The following is a 22,258-nucleotide window of genomic DNA, read 5'->3' as shown; positions in this document are numbered from 1 at the left end:
CGTCGCAGGCTTTTTATGTCTCCCGACGCAATCGGCGCGCCAACCGCGAGTGCGGGGCGCGCCGAGAAAGTCGGGGGTGCAGGGGCGATGGCCCCTGCTTTTCCCTTTATCTTAAAGCTCTTCCGGCCAGTAAAGCCGCATCGGATTGGTCACGAGGAGCTTCTGCTGAAGCTCCGCCGTGGGCGCGATGCAGGGGATCATGTCAACGAGGTGGCCGTCGTCCGGGATGTTGTCCTGCATGTTCGGGTGCGGCCAGTCGGTGCCCCAGATCACGCGGTCCGGATAGTCCGCCACCAGCGGCGCGACTGCTTCGGCGAACTTGTCCCACGGGTCATTCGTGGGGTCGAGACGGTCGGGGCAGGTGGCCTTGAACCAGATGTCGTCCCGGCTTTCGAGCAGCGTGCGGAACGCCTTCATGTCCGCGCCGTCCGGCCCCTGCGTCACGTCCGGGCGGCCCATGTGGTCGATCACGACCGGCACCGGGATCGCGGCGATGAAGGCACGCATTTCCTCGAGGATATCGGCCTCGAAGTAGATCACCACGTGCCAGCCTTCGGGCAGGCGACCGGCGACTTCGAGGAACTTGTCCTTCGGCGCATCGTCCACAAGGCGCTTCAGGAAGTTGAAGCGGATGCCGCGAATGCCGCCTTCATGCAGCTTCGCGAGGTCCGCGTCCGAGATCGCCGGATCGACCACGGCCACGCCGCGCGCCTTTCCGTCCGACCTGGCGATGGCATCCAGCGTCGCGGCATTGTCGGTTCCGTGGCAGCTTGCCTGCACGATCACGTTGCGGGCGAAGCCGAGGTGATCGCGCAGGGCGAAGAGCTTGTCCGGCCCGGCGTCCTCGGGAAGGTACTTGGCCTTGGCGCTGAACGGGAACTGCGCCATCGGGCCGAAGACGTGGCAATGCGCGTCAATGGCGCCGGCGGGCGGCGTGTAGAGCGGTTTGCTCGGGGCCGCGTGCCACGAGGTGATCCGCTCAGACATACTTGAGGCCTTCCTTTTCGAGGCGCTCGCGCATCTTGTACATGTCGAGGCCGAGCACGCCTGCGGCCAGCTTCTCGCGCTTTTCGCCTTCGTTGGCTTCGCGGGCCTGTGCGGCGGCGAGCACTTCGGCGGCCTTTTCACGCGGCACCACCACCACGCCGTCATCGTCGGCCACGATCACGTCGCCGGGATTCACGGCGGCATTGGCGCAGACCACCGGCACGTTGACCGAACCGAGCGTGTTCTTGACGGTGCCCTGTGCGTGGATCGCCTTGGACCAGACCGGGAATTCCATCTCGGTAAGATCGCGCACATCGCGCACGCCGGCGTCGATGATCAGGCCGCGGCAGCCGCGCGCGATGGCACTGGTGGCCAGCAGGTCGCCGAAATAGCCGTCCTCGCAGGGGCTGGTGGGGGCAAGGAGCAGCACGTCGCCTTCCTTGAGCTGCTCGATGGCGACATGGACCATCCAGTTGTCACCCGGAGGCGCGCTGATGGTCACGGCCGAACCGGCAATGCGGGCGCCGCGATAGATCGGCGTCATGTAGCCTGCGAGAAGGCCGGTGCGACCCTGGGCTTCGTGGACGGTTGCGACGCCGCACTTGGCGAGGCCGTCGATCACGGCGGGGTCGGCCCGCTCGATGTTCTGGACGACGATACCACTCATCACGTGCTCTCCTGCATTATCGTAATTTCAGGCCGTCATTCTAGGCCCGGCGCCGCAGGAAAGGCGAAGGGGATTGCCCTGAGAGGCGATTAGTTCTGGCTAATCGTGGTTTCGGCGGCGGGTTCGTCGGGGACGTTGCGCATCCAGTCGGCAAGGCGGGCCATGGCATCGTCGATGGCGCTTCTTGCTGCTTCGTCGGCCACCGTCTGCGCCAGCGCCCCGCGCATACACAGCAGCCATGCATCGCGCGCGGCGGAATCGATCGGCACGCGCATATGGCGCTGGCGCATGCGGGGATGGCCGCGCACCGGAGAGAACAGCGCCGGGCCGCCGAGCCATTCGGAAAGGTAGTCCTTCAGCACCTGGCCCAGCGGGCCAAGGTCTTGCGGATGCATGGCGCGGATGGTGCGCGCTGCATCGAGTTCGTCCATGCGGGCATAGAAGCTGTCGACAAGGGCATCGATGGTCGGCGCGCCGCCGATCCGGTCGTAAAGGGTGGTCTCGGTCATGGCGCTTGTCCTTTGGACAGGCGGACGCGGCAGGCAAGCGGGAAATGCGGCGCTTCTGGCGCCCTCTGCGGCGCTCTACCCCTTCTCTGTCGCTTTCTGTCAGGTGCATTTTGCAGGAAATTCAGGACTTAAGCGATGGATTGAATGATTTTTCCAGATCCTCATGCATTTTGGGTAACGGCTCCGTAATGTCGCAGTGGTCCGTAAAAATGCCTGTATTGGAAAATTCCCATGGTCCATCGCGGGATGGGATGTTAGCGAAGGAACCTCCTTACGAGGAAGGCGAAAACGAACATGCTGCGTCCCTGGCAGGTCACTCTCGGCGAACGTATCGATCCCGAGCGCGGAACGCCGATCTATATGCAGATCATCCACGCGCTCATCCGGGATATCGAAACCGGGCGGCTCGCTTCGGGCACATACCTGCCGAGCAGCCGCGAACTGGCGGGGGCGCTCGGCGTCAATCGCAAGACCGTGGTGCTCGCCTATGAGGACTTGATCGCGCAGGGCTGGCTTTCCACCGAGGGGACGCGCGGCACCGTGGTTTCGCGCTCGCTGCCCAGCAGCCAGTCGCCGGAAGCGACTGCTGCCGAGGGCGGGCAGGAGGCGGATCGGCGGTTCGAGCAGACGCATTACCGTTTTTCCGAACCGCCCGAGCGGCCGCTGGCGCTGCCCGGCGGCAAGGGCATCAAGCTGGACGAAGGCGCGCCGGACGGGCGGATTTTCCCGGCAGACCAGCTTGCCCGCGCCTATCGCTCGGCGATCAGCCGGGCCTCGCGCGCCAATCGCCTGCAATACCGCGATCCGCGCGGTTCCGAACTGCTGCGGGAACAGATCGCCGAGATGCTGCGCAGCCAGCGCGGACTGCCCGTGACCCCGGCCAATATCTGCATCACCAGGGGCAGCCAGAACGGTCTGTTCCTGGCGCTTCAGGTGCTGATCGAACCGGGCGATGCGGTGATCGTGGAGGAACTGACCTATGAGCCCGCCGTCGCCGCGATCCGCGCATTGGGCGGCAAGGTGATCCCGGTGGGGCTGGACGACGAGGGGATCGACGTGGGCGAGGTCGAGGCGATGTGCCGCCGCCACTCGGTGCGTGCGGTGTTCCTGACGCCGCACCATCAGTTCCCCACCACGATCGCGCTTCGCCCGGAACGGCGGCTGCAATTGCTTGAAATCGCAAGACAGTTTGGTGTTGCGATCATCGAGGACGATTACGATCACGAATTTCATTTCCAGTCTCAGCCGCTGTTGCCGATGGCGGGCTATGCGCCGGGGCAGGTGCTTTATCTGGGGTCGATGTCGAAACTGCTGCTGCCGGCGCTGCGCATCGGCTTCCTTGCTGCGCCCGAAGCGGTGATCGACGCCGTGGCGCACCGGGTCTCGCTGACCGACGGCATGGGCAATACCGTTACCGAGGAAACCGCCGCCGAACTCATCCGCAACGGTGAACTGCGCCGCCATGCCCGCAAGGCGTGGCGTGTCTATTCCGAACGCCGCCAGTCCTTCGCGGCCTTGCTTGACGCGCATCTCGGCGAACATGTCGATTTCGCGGTCCCGGACGGAGGGCTCGCTTTCTGGGTGAAGTTCCGCGGCGATCTCGACCGGATGGAGGAGCGTGCACGGGCGCAGGGCCTGCGTTTCGCCAGCTACCGCTCGTTCATGGCGCGCGATACCGCGCCGCGGGGGCTGCGGCTCGGCTTCGCCAGTCTCAACGATACGGAAGCGACAAGGGCGATCACCGCGCTGGCGGAGGCTGCGCGGTAGGAGGCGGACTGGACCCGTCGGGTTTTTTCGTAATTGGCCGTTTCGGGCTCCAGCGCGCCCGCTCATGTTCGGAAGAAGACTTCCACCACCCGACGGGACGCAAGATGACAGCACTAAACCGCCGAAACTTCATCACCCGCACCGCCGGCGCCGCAGCGGCCGGGCTTTTCTATAGGCAGGCGGCGTGGGCGCGGGGCGTTCCGGTGGATACGATCTACACCAACGGCCGCATCTGGACGGGCGAGGGGCGCGAGATATTCACGGACGCCATCGGCCTCGTCGCTCGCGCGTGGTGGCGTTGGGGGCAGAGGCCACGCGGAGCCTCGCGGACAAGCGGACGCGGGTCGTCGATCTTGGCGGAGCGTTCGTCACGCCCGGCTTTACCGATTGCCACGTCCACTTCACCATGGGCTCGGCCACGATCGGCCAGCCTTCTCTTCGAGAGGCGCACAATCGCGAGGCTTTCGTGAAAGTGATTGCCGACGCGGCCAAGGCGATGCCGGCGGGGGAATGGCTGCTCGGCGGCAACTGGGACAACGATTCCTGGGGCGGCGAACTGCCGAGCCGCGACTGGTTCGATACGGTGAGCCAGCAGACGCCCGTCGCCGTGGTCCGCTACGACCTGCATATGATCGTGCTGAATTCGTTGGCGCTCAGGATGCTGAACCTCGGCGAGGATACGCCCGATGTGGCCGGCGGCGTGATCGTTCGAGACGGCAAGGGCCGCCTTACCGGCGTGTTCAAGGACGCCGCCAAGGACATGGTGATCGAGCGCATTCCGCGCCCCACCGACGCGCAGATCGATGCAACGAACCGCCGGGGCATCCAGCTTGCCCTGTCGAAGGGGGTGACGCAGGTTCACGAGACCGGGATCGACTGGAACACCTTCGAATCCGCGCGCCGGATCCGGGTTTCGGGCAATCTGCCGTTCCGCTTCTATGCGATGACCCCGCTGAAGGACTGGCAGAAGCTCGACGCGATCATCAAGGCCGAGGGGCGCGGCGATGAATTCGTGCGCTGGGGCGGTTGCAAGGTCGTGTTCGACGGGTCGCTCGGCTCGCGCACGGCGCTGTTCTACGAGCCTTATCTCGACGATCCCAAGACGCGGGGCATCACGGTGACCGATCCTGACGAGATGCGATCGCTCATGCTGGCGGCGGATGCTGCGGGCCTCCAGATCGCCACGCATGCCATCGGGGACCGCGCCAATGACATGGTGCTCGATTTCTGGGCAGAGGTGGCCAGGGTAAATGGCCCGCGCGATCGGCGGGGGCGCATCGAACATGCACAGCATCTCAACCCCGCATCCATCGGCCGTTTCGCCGAACAGGGAGTGATCGCCTCGGTCCAGCCGTTCCATGCCGTGGACGACGCCGCTGGGCGGTGCGCCGCATCGGCCCGGAACGGCTCAAGACCACATATGCTTTCGAATCGCTCATCAGGAGCGGCGCGCATGTCTCGTTCGGTTCGACTGGCCGGTGGCGCCGATCGATCCGCTGACCGGGCTCAAAGCGGCGGTGCTGCGCCAGACGCTCGACGGGGCCAATCCGAACGGCTGGTATCCCGAACAGAAGGTCGAGATCCATGACGCGCTGCTCGCCTATACGCGTGGCGCTGCTTTCGCCGGACGATCGGAGGCAGACACCGGCACGCTTTCGCCGGGGAGACTGGCGGACTTCGTGATCTGGGACCGCGACCTGGCCGCAATCGATCCGGCCGATCTGGACAAGGCCAAGGTTGTTTCGACCCACCTTGGCGGAACGAAAGTCTACGGCTGAAACGCTTCGATCTTCCCGGATTTCCGTCTCGGTTGCGCAGGATTCGATGGCACGGTTTCCCAATGATGATGTCGATCCCGAAATCCGGTCATGGCTGACCGCGATGTTCGCCGCCTCGGCGGCGCTCGGCTCGCGGCCGGGGATTTCGGTCTCCGAGCGACGTGCGATTGCCGAACGGCAGCGGCAGCCATGGCGAGCGGGCGGTCCGGCGATGGCCGCCGCGGATGAGTTCCATGTCGGAGCCTCCGGCGTGCGAATCCGCATTCACCGGCCCTCCGTCGAAGCGAACCTGCCCGTGCTCGTCTACCTTCACGGCGGCGGATGGACCCTGTTCAGCATCGACACCCATGACCGGCTGATGCGGGAATATGCAGGCCGAGCCGGCTGCGCGGTGCTGGGCATCGATTATCCGCTGGCGCCGGAGCAGCGCTTCCCTTGCGCCATCGAGGCGATCACGGAGGTACTTGACTGGCTTGCCGGTGCTGGGGCGTCGCACGGCCTGGACCCGGCGCGTTATGCACTGGGCGGAGACAGTGCGGGCGCCAATCTCGCGGTTGCCGCAGCCCTGCGCCGCAGGACCGTCGGGGCCGTGATGCCGCTTGGCCTTCTGCTCAATTATGGCGCTTGGGACGGCACCTGGACAGGAAGCTATCGCCGTTATGGGGATGGCGATCGCTACATGCTCACTGGGCCGGAGATGGACGAATTCTGGGCGAGCTATCTCGGCCAGGAGCCGGTTGACGATCCGCTCGCCCGGCCGCTTCATGCAGAGCTTGGGGGGCTTGCGCCTTCATGGCTCTGCGTAGCCGAATGCGATGTGCTGCTTGACGAGAACCTTGAGATGGCGGCGCGACTCGCGAAAGCAGGCGTGGCGACCGAACTGCGCGTCTATCCGGGCGCCACGCATAGCTTCCTCGAAGCCGTTTCCGTTTCGGGTCTTGCCGATCGGGCGATTGGCGAGGCTTCGCAATGGCTTGCGGGAATTCTCGCCGAAAGGTGATCGACAAGGCGCGCGCTTTTGGGGTGAACCGCCCGGGAAGGTGAACTCTCCCTCACTGCTGCGCTCCGGTTTACGGGCACATCGCCGGGGCGAGGGCGCGTTGTGAGCCGTTGGGGATTTTCTTTCCGCTTCAAGCGGGTTTGCCATAACGGCACCCCGGCGGTCCCGCAAAGCCGTGGCGTCCTGGACCGAACGGGTATAAGGGCCCGCGAATGTTACGCTTGTCCGACCTTACCCTGCCGCTCGACCATGCCCCTGAGGAACTCGACGCCGCCGTCTGCGCGCGGCTGGGGATCGAACTCGGCGCTCTCGAGCGCGTCACGGTGGTGCGCCGCGGTAATGACGCGCGGCGCAAGAACGCGATCAAGCTGGTCTACACGCTGGACGTGCTGGTGAAGGACGAGGCCAAAGTGCTGGCGGCGCATCATGGCGACCAGCACGTGCGCCCGACGCCGGATACGTCATACAAGTTCGTCACCCATGCGCCGGAAGGCTTCGATGGCCCGCGACCGGTGGTGATCGGCGCCGGTCCCTGCGGACTGCTGGCCGCGCTTGTTCTCGCGCAGATGGGCTTCAGGCCGATCATCGTCGAGCGCGGCAAGGCCGTGCGCGAGCGGACGAAGGATACCTGGGGGCTCTGGCGCCGCTCGGTGCTCGATACCGAGAGCAACGTGCAGTTCGGCGAGGGCGGAGCGGGCACGTTTTCCGACGGCAAGCTCTACAGCCGCATCAAGGACAGTCGCCACCTCGGCCGCAAGGTGCTGACCGAATTCGTCAAGGCCGGTGCGCCGGACGACATCCTTACCGAGGCCCACCCGCATATCGGCACGTTCCGTCTCGTCACCATGGTGATGTCGATGCGCGAGACGATCGAGCAGCTGGGCGGCGAATACCGTTTCGGCACCCGCGTCGACGATTTCGAAGTCGAGCAGGGTGAGGACGGCGAGCGCCGCATCACCGGCCTGCATCTCTCCAACGGAGAATTCCTGCCCGCCACCCACGTCATCATGGCGGTGGGCCATTCCGCGCGTGATACTTTCGAGGTGCTGCACGGCCGCGGCGTCCATATCGAGGCCAAGCCTTTCGCGATCGGCGTGCGCATCGAGCATCCGCAGAGCTGGATCGACACGGCGCGTTATGGCGACAACGCGGGCAACAAGATCCTTGGTCCTGCCGCCTATTCGATTGCGCACAAGGCTTCGAACGGGCGCACAGTCTACAGTTTCTGCATGTGTCCGGGCGGGCGGGTCGTGGCGGCGGCAAGCGAGCCGGGCCGCGTCGTCACCAACGGCATGAGCCAGTATTCGCGCGCCGAGTTCAATGCCAATTCCGGCCTCGTGGTCGATATCGATCCGGACAAGGACTACCCCGGCGATCCGTTGGCGGGCATCGCCTTCCAGCGCAAGTTCGAGGAACTGGCCTACAAGGCCGGCGGTGAAAACTACAAGGCGCCCGGCCAGAAGCTGGGCGATTTCCTGGCCGACCGGCCTTCGAGCGAGTTCGGCGAAGTGATTCCGAGCTATCAGCCCGGTGTCCACCTGACCGAACTCAAGCAGTGCCTGCCAGATTTCGTGGTGGATGCGATCCGCGAGGCGCTGCCGGTGTTCGGCCGACAGGTGCCGGGTTACGATCACCCCGACGTGGTGATGACGGGCGTGGAGACGCGCACGTCATCACGGTTCGGATCACGCGCGGCAAGGACCTGCAGAGCCTCAATACGCGGGGGCTTTACCCTGCGGGCGAAGGGGCGGGCTACGCCGGGGGCATCCTTTCGGCTGCGGTTGACGGCATCCGCGTGGCCGAAGCGCTCGCGCTGGAACTGGCGCCGGCATGACGGCTTCCACGGCGGGCATCGTGCCATACGATGTCATCGTTCTCGGCGCCGGCGCGGCCGGGCTGTTCTGCGCGGCGACGGCCGGACAGCGCGGCAAGCGCGTGCTGTTGCTCGACCATGCCGATCAGCCGGGCAAGAAGATCCTGATTTCGGGCGGCGGGCGCTGCAACTTCACCAACGTTCACACCGCGCCCGACCGCTACCTTTCGGGCAATCCTCACTTCGCGAAATCCGCGCTCAGCCGTTATACTGCGGCCGATTTCATCGCGCTGGTCGATGCCTATGGCATCGCCTGGCACGAAAAGACGCTGGGTCAACTGTTCTGCGACGGTTCGGCCAGGCAGATCGTGGCGATGTTGCTGGAGGAATGCGCCAAGGGCGGCGTTGCGGTGAACTGCGGCGATGCGCTTGGTGAAATCGATCATGCCGACGGGGTCTACCGCGTCGCTTTCGGCGAGCGCATGGCGACGGCCCCGGCGCTCGTGATCGCGACCGGGGGGCCTTCGATCCCGAAAATGGGCGCGACCGGGATCGCCTATGACCTGGCCCGCAAGTTCGGGCTCAAGGTTGTCCAGCCGCGCCCCGCCCTGGTGCCGTTGACGCTTTCGGGCGACGAGGCCTTGTTCCGCGAGTTGTCCGGCGTGTCGACCGAGGTCGTCGCGCGCATAGACGGCAAGGCGGGCGGCAAGGCCGCGTTCCGCGAGGCGGCGCTGTTTACGCACCGCGGGCTCTCCGGCCCGGCCATCCTCCAGATATCGAGCTACTGGCAGCGCGGACAGACCGTGACGACGCAGTTCCTGCCGGACCGGGGCGAAGGCTGGCTGAGGGACGCCAAGCGCGATCGCCCGCGCACGGCGCTCCGCAAGGTTCTGGGCGAAGGACTGCCGGAACGGCTGGTGGATGTGCTGTGCGAAAGGCTCGGCCTGAACGGCGAACTCGGCGCCATGTCCGACAAGGCGCTCGCGGCGGCCGAAGCGAAGCTGGCGCGCTGGCCGTTCGTGCCGGAAGGTTCGGAAGGCTTCGCCAAGGCGGAAGTTACCGCCGGGGGAATCGATACCGGCGGCATCTCCTCCAAGACGATGGAGGCTCGCAAGGTTCCGGGGCTGTATGTGATAGGCGAGGCTGCTGACGTGACGGGCTGGCTTGGCGGCTACAATTTCCAATGGGCCTGGGCCAGCGCGCGGGCAGCGGGGTTGGCGGTCTGACGCTTCAGAGCGTCATCAGGATATCCCTGCGGTTCTTCCCCTGCCAGCCCAGCGTCTTGTCGAGCAGGGCGATGGTGACGGCGCAGCGGTTGGCATCGCTGCTCTTGCCTTGCATCGCTTCGGCGACCTCGCTCTGGCTGAGTTTGGTGGCTTTCATCACGTCTTCGATGAGCGTGCCGGGGACCATCGCGCTGTGCTGGTCGCTGGCCTTGGGCGCGCCGAGGGCATGGCTTTCTACCAGTTGCACGGCATAGTCGCGCTCCTTGCCACGCAGTTCGGGCGAAACCTCCAATGAGTCCAGCCAGCCGGAGTTGCCCAGTTGGCGACAGGCGGATGCTCCCTGTTCGCGCGCCGCGCGAAGTTGGCCGAGGCGCAGCCGCATCGCCTTTTCGAACAAGTCGCCCGAAAGGTCCCGTCCGTTCCGGTAGCTGCGTTCGCGAACGATCGCGATGGCCTTGTCGATCAGGACCGGCTCTTCCTCGCCGGTCTTCACGCCGTTGCGGGCATTGGCGGTGAAGACTTGCGCCAGTTCCGGTTGGAACGTCTGGAGCCAGTTCATGTCGCGATCCTCGCCAAAGGCTTCCCTGATCGAAGCCTGGACGATCCGGGTAACGGCGCCGTCTCCGGGGACTGTTTCCGCTTCCTCGCCCTGAGCTTCCAGCGGGCTTGCGGTGGCGACCCGGTCCGGCCGCGAGGATGGGGAGTTCGAAGTCTGCGCGACGGCGAGCACGATGGCGAAGGCGATGAGGCCGAGGGCGACCAGAAGCCCGGTCATGAACGGATTGCCGCCCTCCCACGAGGCGACGCGTTCGGGAGCGAAATGCGATTCGAGCTCGGGGAAATTCTTGCGCACCCCGCGCAGCAGCGCGTCCACATCCCCCTGGCTCGGGCCGCTGAGCATGCGGAAAGGGCTTGCCTTGCCGGGACGGACAAGTTCGTTCCACGCCTTGTTGTAGCGATGGCCGGGTTGGAGGACGTTCTGCTGGAAGCGGTAGCCACGCAGCCTTGCGCCAAGGAAAGCCACGCCGGCGCGCGCGTCATGGGCCGCCCATTCGCGCTCCCAGCCGAAAGCGGCATTGGCATCTTCCAGAAGCGGCGCGGAACGCGGCCAGCCGCGTGCCAGGACTTCGGCCAGCCAGTCTTCTATCTGCTGCTGGCGCGTGACGTGGGACTGCGCCGCATCGTCGAGTATCTTGCGCAGGGCCCGCGTCGCCTGCCGGGCTTCGGTCTCGGTCAGGGGCTCTGCCGCGGTCTCGCTCTCGGGATCGAGAAGGATCGCGAGCCGTTCCGCCGGGCTTTCGCCGGGGCGCAGGCCAAGGGCATCGTCGGCTGCGTGATTGCCGGGGAGGAACGGGGCGGTGAAGGGATCGATCGTGGTGAGCGGAATGCCCGCGCCGCTCACGCCTTCCCGTGCGGCGGCCGCCGCCCAGGCCATGCGGCCAAGCATCGTCGAATCGTCTGGCTCGCCGGGCCGGGCGGCCAGATCGGTGCCCGTCTGCCATTCACCCGGAAGTTCCGGCGCGGCGTAAGTCCAGCGCGGCGGCGCCTCGGGCGAGGGGCCGAATTCCGGCTCCGCAGCGGTTTCGGCTTCCTCTTCCACCGGCGGGAGGTCGATGTTGCGGGCGAGGCGCAGGGCCAGGTCCCGGGCTTGCCGCAACTGAGCGAAGCCGGTGACATCCCTGTCCACATCCATCGCCTTCAGCCGCGCGGCATAGGCTTTGCGGATGGCTGCGCTATCGGAGGTCTTCTCGATGCCCAGGATCGACCAGGGCGCGCCGTCGCTCATAATGGCCCCGCGCTCTCGATTTCATCGAGCCGGGCGGCCAGCATCGTGCGGGCATCGGCAATGCGGCGCGGATCCTGCGTGTCGAGCGCACCGGCGAACTGGGTTATCCAATGGCCGATTGCCTGCCGCACCTCGCCGATGTGGTCTTCGTAGCAGCGTTCCGCGCGCGCCATCAGCGCCACGTTGCCTGCATCCTCGCGCGGATGGAACTTGAGCTTCGCGAGCGCGGCGCGGCGGCTTTCCAGTTCCCTGCGGTCCGGCCGGTCCTCTTCATCGACGATGACGAGATTGCGTTCGATGCCGCTCGCCGGCACGTGGACGTCGATCTCGAGCAGGCCGGAACTGTCGTAGGAAAAACGCACTTCCGCAGAGACTTCTCCGGCCGGGCGCGCCGGGACCGGGATCGTGATCTCGCCCAGCTTGACGTTGCCCTTCACCTCGCGCGCTTCGCCTTGATAGATGCCGAATTCCAGCTTCTTCTGGTTGTCTCCCAGGGTGGAGTAGACGTTCATGCGGCTGACCGGTACCGGCGTGTTGCGCTCGATCACCGGAGAGAAGAGCCCGCGCTGAAGGCCGCCGTAACCGTCCTGCTCGGCCACTTCCACGCCGAGGGTGAAGGGGCAGACGTCGGTAATGCGGATTTCGTCAAGCGCGGCATCGCGGCCTACCAGCGCGGCCTGCATCGCAGCGCCCAGCGCCACGGCATGGTCGGGGTGGACCGAGCTGTTGGGAAACCGGCCGAACAGGCGGGTGATCGCGCGGCGCACCACCGGCATGCGCGTGGCACCTCCCACCAGCACCACTTCGGACAGTTCGGCCGCATCGATCGCGCAGTCACGCAATGCGCGCACCACGGGTTCACGCAGGCGGCGCAGCAACGGCTCACAGGCCGCCTCGAACTCGGCTTCGGTCACGGTGGCGGCAAGGCGCTCCTCGCCGACGACCACGGCGAATTCGGCTTCGTTCGCGGAACTCAGCGTGCGGCGGCAGGCTTCGGCGGCGCGCTTGAGCAGTGCTTCGCGTGTTCGGCCGAAAGCGATTCAAGCCGGTGCTCCGGATCGATGCGCGGCTTCATCAGGGCGGCCAACACCAGGTCGAAATCGTCGCCGCCAAGACGGTTGTCGCCCGCGGAAGCGCGGACCTCGACGATGCCGTCGAACATCTCGACGATGGAGACGTCGAACGTGCCGCCGCCGAGATCGAAGACCAGGAACGGTTCGCGGTCGCCCTTGTCCTGAAGGCCGAAGGCCAGCGCGGCGGCGGTCGGTTCGTTGATCAGGCGGCGCACGGTGAGGCCGGCCAGTTCGCCAGCGCGCCGCGTGGCCTTGCGCTGGCGGTCGTTGAAGTAGGCCGGTACGGTGATCACCGCCTCTGTCGGGCGTTGACCCATGAGGGCCTCGACATCGCTCACCAGCGCGCCGAGTACCAGCGCGGACAGGTCCTCCGCCCCGTAGTCCTTCCCGCCCAGCCGCGCGGTGCTGGCGTGCCCATCAGGCGCTTGAAACTGCTGGCGGTATCCTGAGGCTGGTTCGCAAGCCTATCCAGCGCGGAGCGTCCGATCCATGCCTGCCCGCTTTTCTCGATGGAGACAGCCGAGGATGTGAGAAGTTCGCCGAGGGCGTTCGGGACGAGCGTGGCTTCGCCGTCGCGCCAGATCGCAACGGCACTGTTCGTCGTCCCCAGATCGATACCGATCAGCATGGCGCCATGCCGCTCACTTTCAGAGCCACCTGAAAATTTCCCCTCATTGTCGCACCTTGCCGCCGGAAACGTGATTCCGGTTCGGGCCCAACGCTGACTAGCGACATAGATCCGTTACCGGAAGCATGAAGTGGCGGGGAAAAAGAGTGAGGCGTGAGCGGGTATCAGGCCCGCGTTGTCTGGCGTATCACCAGCTTGGGCGGCATGACGAGGCTGAGGGTGGTTTCACCCTCGATCCGCGCCTTGAGTTTCTCCACTAGCGCGCGGGCGCCCTCCGCTATCTCCTGACGGATGGTGGTGAGGGGCGGCGTTGTTTGCGCGGCGAGAGGAAGGTCGTCGAAACCGACGATGCGGACTTGCCCGGGAACGGACCGGCCCATGTCGTGCAGCGCGCGCAGCGCGGACATGGCGACAAGGTCTGAGGCTGCGACGATCCCGTCTATCTCGAGATCGGCGCGGGACAGGGCTTCCTCGATCTGCGGCCCCATCGATGCATCGGCCAATTCGACGGGGAGATAGGCGAAGGGCGCGCCCGCCGCTTCGGCAGCCGCTGCCGCGCCGCGAAAGCGGGTGGCGATCTCGATCCCGCCGGTCTGACCGAGGAAGGCGAGATTGCGGGCCCCGCTTGCGAGCAGGTGTTCCACCGCGATGCGGCCGCCTGCTTCATTGTCTGTGCCGACGGCGCAGTGCGTTTGTCCGCTGCGGTAATGGCCCCATACCACCATCGGCCGGTAGCTCTGGGCGGCGCGTTCGATGAGGTGGTACTGGTCGGACTGGCCGATGACGATAAGGCCGTCCACCATGCCGGAGCCGGTGAGACGGTCCAGCCAGTTCGACGTGCCGTCGGGCATGGCGCGGCTGAGCATGACGTCGAAGCCGCTTTCGGTCAGTTCGTCCGCAAGATGGCCGAGCAGGGTCAGGAAGAACGGATCGGAGATGTGCTGGCGTTTCTCGTGGCTCAGCGGAATGACGACGCCGATCACCCCGGTTCGCCCGGTACGCAGCTTGCTGGCCATCTGGTTCGGCTGGAACCCGTGCTGGCGGGCGAGCGCCTGGATGCGATCGCGGGTTTCGGGATTGACGAGCGCTTTCCCCGCCAACGCCCGCGATACCGTGCCCGCTGAAACGCCGGCGATGCGCGCCAGATCGGCGAGCGTGCGCACTTGCAACCTGATGCCACTTTCGCTCGTGCGATCGGTGTCATCCTCTACCGTGATTGTCGGTTCTACCTTGCCGGCCATCCAACTTCCCTTTTTCCGGCCATTAACAGTTCGAATCCCGCGGCGGAAGCGGGGCATCGGAGTATCGTTCGCGTGTCCCTTCATGTGGCAGGCGGGAAGGGCCGACGAACCACGTCGCACCTGCACCGGCCAGCATGAAGATCCCGGCCAGGATCAGCGCGGCGCGCGGATCGGAGGCCAGCAGGGGGTTATAGAGCAATGGCACCGTCAGCGTCTCGATCAACATTGGAATCACGATTAAAATATTGAAAATCCCCATGTACACTCCGACCCGGTCATGCGGGATTGCTTCGGCAAGCATGACGTAGGGATTGGCCATCATGCCGGCCCAGCCGAGGCCTACGCCCAGCATCAGGAAAGCGAGCACGGCAATGGAGGGGGCGGCGGGGATCAACAGCATGGCAAGCCCGGACGCGGCGAGGCAGGCGACATGCACTTTCCGGGCTCCCAGACGCCGAACGAGCGGTATCAGTGCCAGCGCGCCCAGGAATGCGACGGTATTGTAGAGCGCGCCCAACTCCTGCGCGGCAAGCGTCGCCGCGCGATAGGCGGGAGTGGCCGGACTGGCAGTGTCGAACAGCGATCGTGCGATCGCCTCGGTAATGTACTGCCAATAGACGAACATTGCGTACCATTGGCAGAGCATCGCCGGGATCATCCTGCGCATCGGCCGGGGCATCTCGTTCAGGGCTTGCACCACTTCGCGCAGCAGGGCGCGGGGCCTGAAGCTCTTTCCGGCGATGGCGGCATGTTCTTGCGGTGCGAGGGGCAGTTCGGGAACGCGCAGGATCGACCAGACGATCGTCGAGACGGAGAGCACGGCCCCGATCGTGAAGGCGGCCCGCACGATGACCGGTATTCCGTTAGGGCCGAGCAGTTCGCGGTCGATCATGAAGGCCAGAAGCGAGGGAGCGAGGTAGGCAAGGGTCTGGGCAAGCCCGGTGAAGGCGCTTTGGGTGAGGAATCCGGTGGCCTGTTGTTCCGGCGAGAGACGGTCGGCAATGTAGGCGCGGTAGGGCTCCATCGTTACATTGTTGCCGGCATCCAGCAGCCAGAGCAGGGCCGCCGCCGCCCAGAGCGCGGGAGAATGCGGCATCGCCAGAAGGCAGAGCGAGCAGAGCACTGCACCGATCAGGAAGTAGGACGTTCGCCGCCCCATTCTCGATCGGGTGCGGTCGCTCATCGCGCCGATCAGCGGCTGTACCAGCAGCCCGGTTGCAGGGCCGGCGAGCCAGAGCAGTGGCAGGCTGGCCTCGGATGCGCCGAGCGTGCGGTAGATCGGGCTCATGTTGCCTGCTGCAGGCCGAAGCTGAACTGGAGCCCGAAGAAACCGGCGTTCATCTCGCAAATGCGCAGCAGCGAGAGTTTCGGCCTTCGGGCAGGATGCATAGACTGGTCTCCGAAATGACGCGGCCCATCTGCGGCGTAACCGGACGCACGGCCTGTTCGATTTCGGAATGGCCGCGGTCGGAATTACAAAGGAATGCAGGATTTTCGGTCCCAAGGCGACCCCGGTTGAATCCACTACGGTTCTATGCGTACTTGACGTGAAGGGAGGGATGTCTTGCAATCCATTGCGCATCCGGGGCCTATTCGTGCGGGGGGACTGCCGTTTCATGTCGGACACCGAGATCGCGATTTCGCCGCTGCGCTGGTCGGCCGCCGATCTTTCCCGTTTGTCGGGCAACACGATCAACCGCGCACCTGTCATCGGCAAGGTCGCGCGGGACACGCCGGGGCTCGACGTGTGGGATTCCTGGCCGCTCGCCGATGTTGACGGACGTCCGGTTCCATGGCGTGGCGGCGAACTGTGGTTCGCGCTTGCCGCTGACGTATTCGACGATCCCGAACAGCGTCACGCCCATGCCCGCATCCATCATTTCCATCGTACTGCCGCAGGCTTCCGCCATCTCGGGCAGACCTTCCGGGAAGGTTTCACGCCCGGTAGCCGCGAATGGTCGGGCTCGGCGACGTTGGATGCCGGCCAGGTCGTGCTGCGCTTCACGGCGGCAGGTGAGAGGGGGGAGCACGTGCCCTCGTTTCGGCAGCGCCTGTTCGCGAGCCGGGCACGACTGGCCGATGAGGGGCAGGTTTTCAGTGATTGGACCGAACCGGAGGAGATCGTTGCACCGGCGGACCTCCTCTACATGAGCCGTCACGAGGGCGCCGGGCGGAGCGGGCAGATCAAGGCTTTCCGCGATCCGGCACCCTATCGCGCGCCCGACGGGCGGCGATACCTGCTGTTCACGGCCTCCTCCGCCGCCAGCGAGGAGGCTTACAACGGCGTCATCGGCCTCGCTCGTCAGGACGACGACGGGACCTATCGCAAGTTGCCGCCTGCGATCGATGCTGCAGGCGTGAACAACGAACTCGAACGCCCGCATGTCGTTGTGCATGATGGCCGGTGCTACCTGTTCTGGTCCACGCAAGCACACGTATTCGCGCCGGGAGTGGAGGCGCCGACCGGGCTCTACGGTGCTGTAGCGTCGGATATCCGCGGTCCGTGGCACCTGCTCAACGGGCACGGGCTCGTCTTTGCCAATCCCGAGCGAGAGCCGTTTCAAGCCTATAGCTGGTGGGTGCTCCCTGACCTGACCGTAGCCAGCTTCGTCGATTACTGGGGGCTCGACGATCCTAACGCCCTTGCCAAGCCCCATGGGCGCGCACGGTTCGGCGGGACATTCGCACCTTTCCTCAAGCTGCGGCTGAGTGGCCGGAACGCCTCTGTCGAGTGATACCGGCGGAGCGTTCGTCTTCCAGATGCAAATTATTCAATTTCGCGCGGTTAAACGAATATTGCGCGATAGGGAAATGGCGTTACAACTCCGCCTAACGCCGAACAGACCGGCCGGTCGCTTCGGGCTGCTGTGGTGCAAGGTCGCATCACCGGAAAGGCTACACCGCTACCCTTGCCAAAAAAGGGCTGGCGGTGGATGCCGGATCGCACGACCGGCCCTATATTTGTCGTGGGGCAGCTGACGCGCCGCGAAACGCGCAGTTGCCGCATGCCGTTGATTTGCGGGAGAATGCAATGAGCGCAGACGATCTGACCGCCGCCCCCAAGACCCGATCCAAAGCCGGACGGAAGGCTTCCGCGCTGCAACCGGCGCTGGCTGCGCGCATCCGCGATTCGCTGCTGCCCGGCGATGTGGCGAGCGACACGCCCGATGGCAGTGCCTGGGTTGAAGAAGCGGCGCATGTGCTGCTCGCGCTTGCTGCGCACCGTGAGCCCGGCAAGGCGGTGATCGATATCGCTTCGGAGAACGAGGAGCGGCGTTATCTGCGCATCGCGCTCGTCAACGACGACATGCCGTTCCTGGTGGATTCAGTGGCGGCAGCGGTTGCCGAGGCAGGGCTCGTCATCGATCGCCTAGCCCATCCCGTCGTGTTTGTCGAACGCGATGCCCAGGGTGAACTGGCTGCGCTGCCCGATGCCGCAACGGCTGGTACGCGCCGCGAATCGATGATCTACATCGAGACCGACCGCATCGATGCGCGGCAGCGCCGGGATCTCCAGGCGGCGCTGGAAACCACGCTGGCCGATGTGCGTGTTGCCGTTGCGGACTGGCCCCGCATGGTCGAGGCGATGGACGCCGATGCCGACCGCGTGGACGACAGCGAAGGCGCGGAACTGCTGCGCTGGTTCGCGGGCGGTATGCTGACCCAGCTCGGCCATGTAACCCGCTACCGCGACGGGACGCATACCGACCTGCTCGGCGTGTGCAAGCGCGCCGCGCGCGATCTCCTGTCGGATGCCAGCTACGATCGCGCTTTTGCGGTGTTCGATGCCCAGCTCGCAGCGGGCGAGGTGCGTTCGCCGATGGTCATCAAGGCCAATGTCATCGCCACCGTGCACCGCCGCGTGCCGTTCGACCTGTTCCTGGTTCCGGTGATCGAGGACGGGAAGCTGATCGCGCTTTCGGTTCACGCGGGCATGTGGACGAGCGCCGCGCTCGCGGCAGCGCCTGACCGGGTTCCGCGCTTGCGCCGCCTGCTGGCAGGTCTGGGCGCCAAGCTCGGCTTCGATCCGGGCGGACATACCGGCAAGGCGCTGGCCCATGCCATGACCAGCCTGCCGCACGATCTGGTTCTCGGCTTCGGCGAGGCTGACGTCGAGCGCTTGGCGACGACGATGACCGCGCTGGTGGACCGGCCGCGTCCGCGTCTGGTCGTTACCACTTCGCCGCTCTCGCGCCACCTGTTCGCCTTCGTCTGGATCGCGCGCGACACGCTCTCCACGCAGATGCGCAAGCGCATTCAGGCAATGATCGAGGACGCCGCGCAAGCGCCGACGCTGGACTGGTCGCTCAGCGTCGAAGCGGGCAACCTTGCCATGCTGCGCTATACGGTCGATATTCGCGACGGCGCCCAGGTGCTTGATGAAGAGGCACTCGATCGCCGCTTGCAAGTCATGCTGCGCGGCTGGGGCGAGGCGGTCGAGGCCGCACTTGCCCAGACGCTCGAGCCGGGCCGTGCCGCCGCAATCGCCACGCGCTATGCCGATGCCTTCCCGATGGCCTATCGCAGCGATTATGGCCCGGCCGAAGCCGCGCTCGACATTGCGCATATGCGCGGTCTCGTGGTGGGCGATGCCGGCACCGACTTGCGCGGCAGCCGCGGGGTGCGCCTTTATCAGCACGATGGCGGCGAGGCGCCGCAGCTTCGCCTCAAGATCTACCAGGCCGAAGGCAGTTTGCCGCTGTCCGATGCCGTGCCCGCGCTGGAGAATTTCGGCTTCCGCGTGCTCGCCGAGATGCCTACTCCGCTCGACAAGGGCCGGATCGGCACGATCCATGATTTCACGCTCGCGCTGCCGTCCGGTAGCGAAGTGCGCGAAGTGCTCAAGCTGGCGCCGATGATCGAGGACGCCCTGGCCGGCGTGCTCAATAACCTTGCCGAGAACGATCCTTTCAACCGTCTCGTCCCCGGGCTCGGCCTGTCCAAGCGTGAGGCGGACTGGCTGCGCGCCTGGTATCGCTACTTGCGGCAGGCAGGCATGCATTTCGGGATCGGCACTGTGGTCGATGCGCTTCTTGGCGCACCGGCGGTCACGCTGGGTATCGTCGATCTGTTCCGCGGCATTCACGATCCTGCCTTCAAGGGAGATCGCGCGCAGGCCAAGGCACAGGCGCAGGAGGCGATCCGTGCGGGCCTTGCCAATGTCAGCGCCATCAACGACGACCGCGTGCTGCGCGCTTTCCGCGATGTCGTCATCGCCATGCTGCGCACCAATGCATTCGCGCCCGCGGCGCAAGTCGCGCTGGCCTTCAAGCTGGATTCCGCGCTGGTTCCGGGGCTGCCCAAGCCGCTGCCGTGGCGCGAGATCTTCGTTTATTCGCGCCGGGTCGAGGGCATTCACCTGCGCGCCGGGCCGGTCGCGCGCGGCGGGCTTCGCTGGTCCGATCGCCGGGACGACTACCGCACCGAAATCCTCGGACTGATGAAGGCGCAGCGCGTGAAGAACGCGGTCATCGTGCCGACCGGCGCCAAGGGCGGCTTCTATCCCAAGCAGCTGCCTGACCCTACGCTCGACCGCGCCGGCTGGGCGGCCGAAGGGCAGGCGAGCTACGAGGTGTTCATCGGCACCCTGCTGTCGATCACCGACAATATCGTGGCGGACAAGGTGGTCCATCCCGAGGCGGTGGTGATCCTCGACGGCGAGGACCCCTACTTCGTGGTCGCGGCCGACAAGGGAACGGCCAAGTTCTCCGACGTGGCCAACGGCATCGCCGAATCGCGCGACTTCTGGCTCGACGACGCTTTCGCCAGCGGCGGCTCCAACGGTTATGACCACAAGGCCATGGGCATTACCGCGCGCGGCGCGTGGCTTTCGGTGCAGCGCCACTTCCTTGAAATGGGCGTCGACGTGCAGAGCGACCCGGTCCGCGTTATCGGCTGCGGCGACATGTCCGGCGACGTGTTCGGCAACGGCATGCTGCTCTCGAAGTCGCTCAAGGTGGTGGCCGCCTTCGATCACCGCCATATCTTCCTCGATCCCGACCCGGATGCGGCAAAGAGCTGGGCCGAGCGCAAGCGCATGTTCGACCTGCCACATTCAAGCTGGGACGATTACGACAAGGCCCTGATTTCGCAGGGCGGCGGCGTGTTCTCGCGCAAGTCTAAATCGATTACCTTGACGAACGAGGTGCGCGAGGCGCTTGGTATCGAGGCGACGGAACTGGACCCGGAATCGCTGATCTCGGCGATCCTCTGGGCGCCGGTCGACCTGTTGTGGTTCGGCGGCATCGGCACTTACGTGAAGTCCTCGGGCGAGAACAACGCCACCGTGGGCGATCCGGCCAACGACGCGCTGCGCGTCAGCGCCAACGAACTGCGCGTGCGCGTGATCGGGGAGGGCGCCAACCTCGGTGTCACCCAGGCCGCGCGCATCGAATTCGCCTCGCGCGGCGGGCGGATCAACACCGACTTCATCGATAACTCGGCGGGCGTCGATTGTTCGGACAACGAGGTCAACATCAAGATCGCGCTGGCCGCCGCCAAGCGGGCCGACAGGCTCACCGAGGAAGAGCGCGTCGAACTGCTGCGCGAGATGACTGACGAGGTTGCCGAACTGGTGCTGGAGGACAACCGTCTCCAGGCGCTGGCGCTCTCGATCGCCGAGCGCGGCGGGGCTACCGCGATGCCTTCGCACATCCGCCTGATCGAGACGCTGGAGGAAGGCGGCAACCTTGATCGCAAGACCGAAGGGCTGGCCGACAACGAAGCGCTGGGCCGCCGCGCACAGGATGGGCGCGGGTTGACCCGTCCCGAACTCGCGGTGCTGCTCTCGAGCGGCAAGCTGGTGCTGCAAGCCGCGATCGAGGCCTCCGACCTCGCTACCGACGCCACGCTCCAGCCGATGCTGCTCGCGGCGTTCCCGCAGCCGATGCAGGCGAAGTACGCCCGGTTCATCGAAGGCCACCGCCTCGCCGGTGAGATCATCGCTACCAAGCTGGCCAATCGCATCGTCAACCGGCTCGGCATCGTCCATCCCTTCGAACTGGCCGAGGAAGAGGGCGCTGACCTGTCGCAGGTTGCCGCAGCGTTCGCACTGGCGGTGAAGTTGTTCGATCTCGACGTGCTGTGGGAGCGTCTCGAAGTCGCGCCGATGTCGGAAGACGCGCGTATCGCGCTGTTCGACCGCACGGCGGGCGTCGTGCGCGGCCACATGGCCGACCTGCTGCGCGCCGGAGCCGGACAGGTTCCGCCGGCCGAACTGCTCGAACGCATCGGTGCGCCGGTCGCCGCGCTGTCGGTGGATACGCATGAACTGCTCGGCGAACGCATCGTCGTGCATTCCAGGAAGCTGCGTGCGGGCCTGCTCGAACTCGGGGCTCCGGAAGAAGAGGCGGCGCTGGTCTCCAATCTCTACGACCTCGACGGAGCGGTGGGCATCGCCGATCTCGCCGCCGAGACCGGGATCGACGCCCGCCGGCTGGTGGGGGCCTTCACCCGCATCGGCGCCGGACTGGGGCTTGACTGGGCGCAGGCCAGCGCCACGATCATGAACCCGTCGGACCCATGGGAACGCCTGCTCGTCGCCGGCCTCGCCCGGGACTTCCAGCAGATGCGGCTCGACTTCCTCAAGCGTCTGGCGCGCACGAAGTCGGGCAAGTCCGACCCGGCGGCGGCGGCCGAGGAATGGGGCCGCGCGCATATCGCCGCGATCCAGACTTTCCGCTCGATGGTCCAGCGTGCGGAGAACACCGTGCCGCTGAGCCCGGCCATGCTGGCCCAGATCGCCAGCCAGGCGCGAAACCTCCTCGGACGCTAGGAACCGGAA

The 22,258-nt window shown here is 65.9% G+C and carries 15 protein-coding genes and 2 pseudogenes; 8 read left to right on the top strand and 9 right to left on the bottom strand.

The genetic code is table 11. From position 1 onward, the window contains the following. Positions 1–111 precede the first annotated feature (111 nt). The 3 genes from ADT71_RS09110 to ADT71_RS09100 form a co-directional block, all read right to left on the bottom strand. The gene (locus tag ADT71_RS09110; RefSeq protein WP_054436336.1) at positions 112–987 is read right to left on the bottom strand and encodes an amidohydrolase family protein; all 876 of its coding nucleotides are present in this window, start codon (positions 985–987) and stop codon (positions 112–114) included. Continuing rightward, positions 980–1,654, bottom strand: coding sequence for a 4-carboxy-4-hydroxy-2-oxoadipate aldolase/oxaloacetate decarboxylase (gene ligK, locus ADT71_RS09105; RefSeq protein ID WP_054436335.1), 675 nt, complete (start codon positions 1,652–1,654; stop codon positions 980–982). Before ligK ends, ADT71_RS09110 begins: the two co-directional genes overlap by 8 nt. An 89-nt stretch (positions 1,655–1,743) precedes the next feature. After that, positions 1,744–2,163, bottom strand: coding sequence for a group II truncated hemoglobin (locus ADT71_RS09100; protein WP_054436334.1), 420 nt, complete (start codon positions 2,161–2,163; stop codon positions 1,744–1,746). A 294-nt stretch (positions 2,164–2,457) separates the two neighbouring features. Between ADT71_RS09100 and ADT71_RS09095 the strand changes: the two genes are divergently transcribed. The 6 genes and pseudogenes from ADT71_RS09095 (at position 2,458) to ADT71_RS09075 (ending at position 9,747) form a co-directional block, all read left to right on the top strand. Then, a complete protein-coding gene (locus tag ADT71_RS09095) occupies positions 2,458–3,930 on the top strand; it encodes a PLP-dependent aminotransferase family protein (RefSeq protein ID WP_054436333.1) in 1,473 nt (490 codons plus the stop codon). 292 nt (positions 3,931–4,222) lie between these two features. Then, positions 4,223–5,518, top strand: a complete 1,296-nt coding sequence (locus ADT71_RS09090; RefSeq protein WP_197282969.1) for an amidohydrolase — start codon at positions 4,223–4,225, stop codon at positions 5,516–5,518. After that, positions 5,448–5,708, top strand: coding sequence for an amidohydrolase family protein (locus tag ADT71_RS34925; RefSeq protein WP_255351622.1), 261 nt, complete (start codon positions 5,448–5,450; stop codon positions 5,706–5,708). The genes ADT71_RS09090 and ADT71_RS34925 overlap by 71 nt, the downstream gene beginning before the upstream one ends. 46 nt (positions 5,709–5,754) lie before the next feature. After that, positions 5,755–6,708, top strand: a complete 954-nt coding sequence (locus ADT71_RS09085; protein WP_054436332.1) for an alpha/beta hydrolase — start codon at positions 5,755–5,757, stop codon at positions 6,706–6,708. A 212-nt stretch (positions 6,709–6,920) separates the two neighbouring features. Beyond that, positions 6,921–8,542, top strand: a pseudogene (locus ADT71_RS09080) (NAD(P)/FAD-dependent oxidoreductase). Continuing rightward, a complete protein-coding gene (locus tag ADT71_RS09075; RefSeq protein ID WP_054436331.1) occupies positions 8,539–9,747 on the top strand; it encodes an NAD(P)/FAD-dependent oxidoreductase in 1,209 nt (402 codons plus the stop codon). Before ADT71_RS09080 ends, ADT71_RS09075 begins: the two are co-directional and overlap by 4 nt. A gap of 4 nt (positions 9,748–9,751) precedes the next feature. Here ADT71_RS09075 and ADT71_RS09070 read toward each other — a convergent pair whose 3' ends face one another. From ADT71_RS09070 to ADT71_RS09055, 6 genes and pseudogenes are all read right to left on the bottom strand, one after another. Then, positions 9,752–11,533, bottom strand: coding sequence for a hypothetical protein (locus tag ADT71_RS09070; RefSeq protein WP_054436330.1), 1,782 nt, complete (start codon positions 11,531–11,533; stop codon positions 9,752–9,754). Next, positions 11,530–12,510, bottom strand: a complete 981-nt coding sequence (locus ADT71_RS34920) for an Hsp70 family protein (protein WP_255351624.1) — start codon at positions 12,508–12,510, stop codon at positions 11,530–11,532. The genes ADT71_RS09070 and ADT71_RS34920 overlap by 4 nt, the downstream gene beginning before the upstream one ends. Next, a complete protein-coding gene (locus ADT71_RS34915; RefSeq protein ID WP_255351623.1) occupies positions 12,507–12,962 on the bottom strand; it encodes an Hsp70 family protein in 456 nt (151 codons plus the stop codon). The genes ADT71_RS34920 and ADT71_RS34915 overlap by 4 nt, the downstream gene beginning before the upstream one ends. Beyond that, positions 12,941–13,234 (bottom strand): Hsp70 family protein, encoded by a 294-nt coding sequence (locus ADT71_RS34910; protein ID WP_255351621.1) that lies wholly within the window; start codon positions 13,232–13,234, stop codon positions 12,941–12,943. Before ADT71_RS34910 ends, ADT71_RS34915 begins: the two co-directional genes overlap by 22 nt. A 164-nt stretch (positions 13,235–13,398) precedes the next feature. Next, positions 13,399–14,475: a LacI family DNA-binding transcriptional regulator gene (locus ADT71_RS09060; protein WP_054436329.1), complete on the bottom strand. Its 1,077-nt coding sequence runs from the start codon at positions 14,473–14,475 to the stop codon at positions 13,399–13,401. Between the two features lie 22 nt (positions 14,476–14,497). Beyond that, a pseudogene (locus ADT71_RS09055) lies at positions 14,498–15,864 on the bottom strand (MFS transporter). Between the two features lie 227 nt (positions 15,865–16,091). Between ADT71_RS09055 and ADT71_RS09050 the strand changes: the two are divergent. Both ADT71_RS09050 and ADT71_RS09045 read left to right on the top strand, forming a co-directional pair. Then, positions 16,092–17,210, top strand: a complete 1,119-nt coding sequence (locus ADT71_RS09050) for a glycoside hydrolase family 68 protein (protein ID WP_054436328.1) — start codon at positions 16,092–16,094, stop codon at positions 17,208–17,210. 296 nt (positions 17,211–17,506) lie between these two features. Further along, the gene (locus ADT71_RS09045) at positions 17,507–22,249 is read left to right on the top strand and encodes an NAD-glutamate dehydrogenase domain-containing protein (protein WP_054436327.1); all 4,743 of its coding nucleotides are present in this window, start codon (positions 17,507–17,509) and stop codon (positions 22,247–22,249) included. Positions 22,250–22,258 lie beyond the last annotated feature (9 nt).

Origin of the sequence: Novosphingobium sp. ST904 (assembly GCF_001298105.1) — a bacterium.
GTDB lineage: Bacteria > Pseudomonadota > Alphaproteobacteria > Sphingomonadales > Sphingomonadaceae > Novosphingobium.
This window is presented reverse-complemented; position numbering and strand designations above follow the sequence as displayed.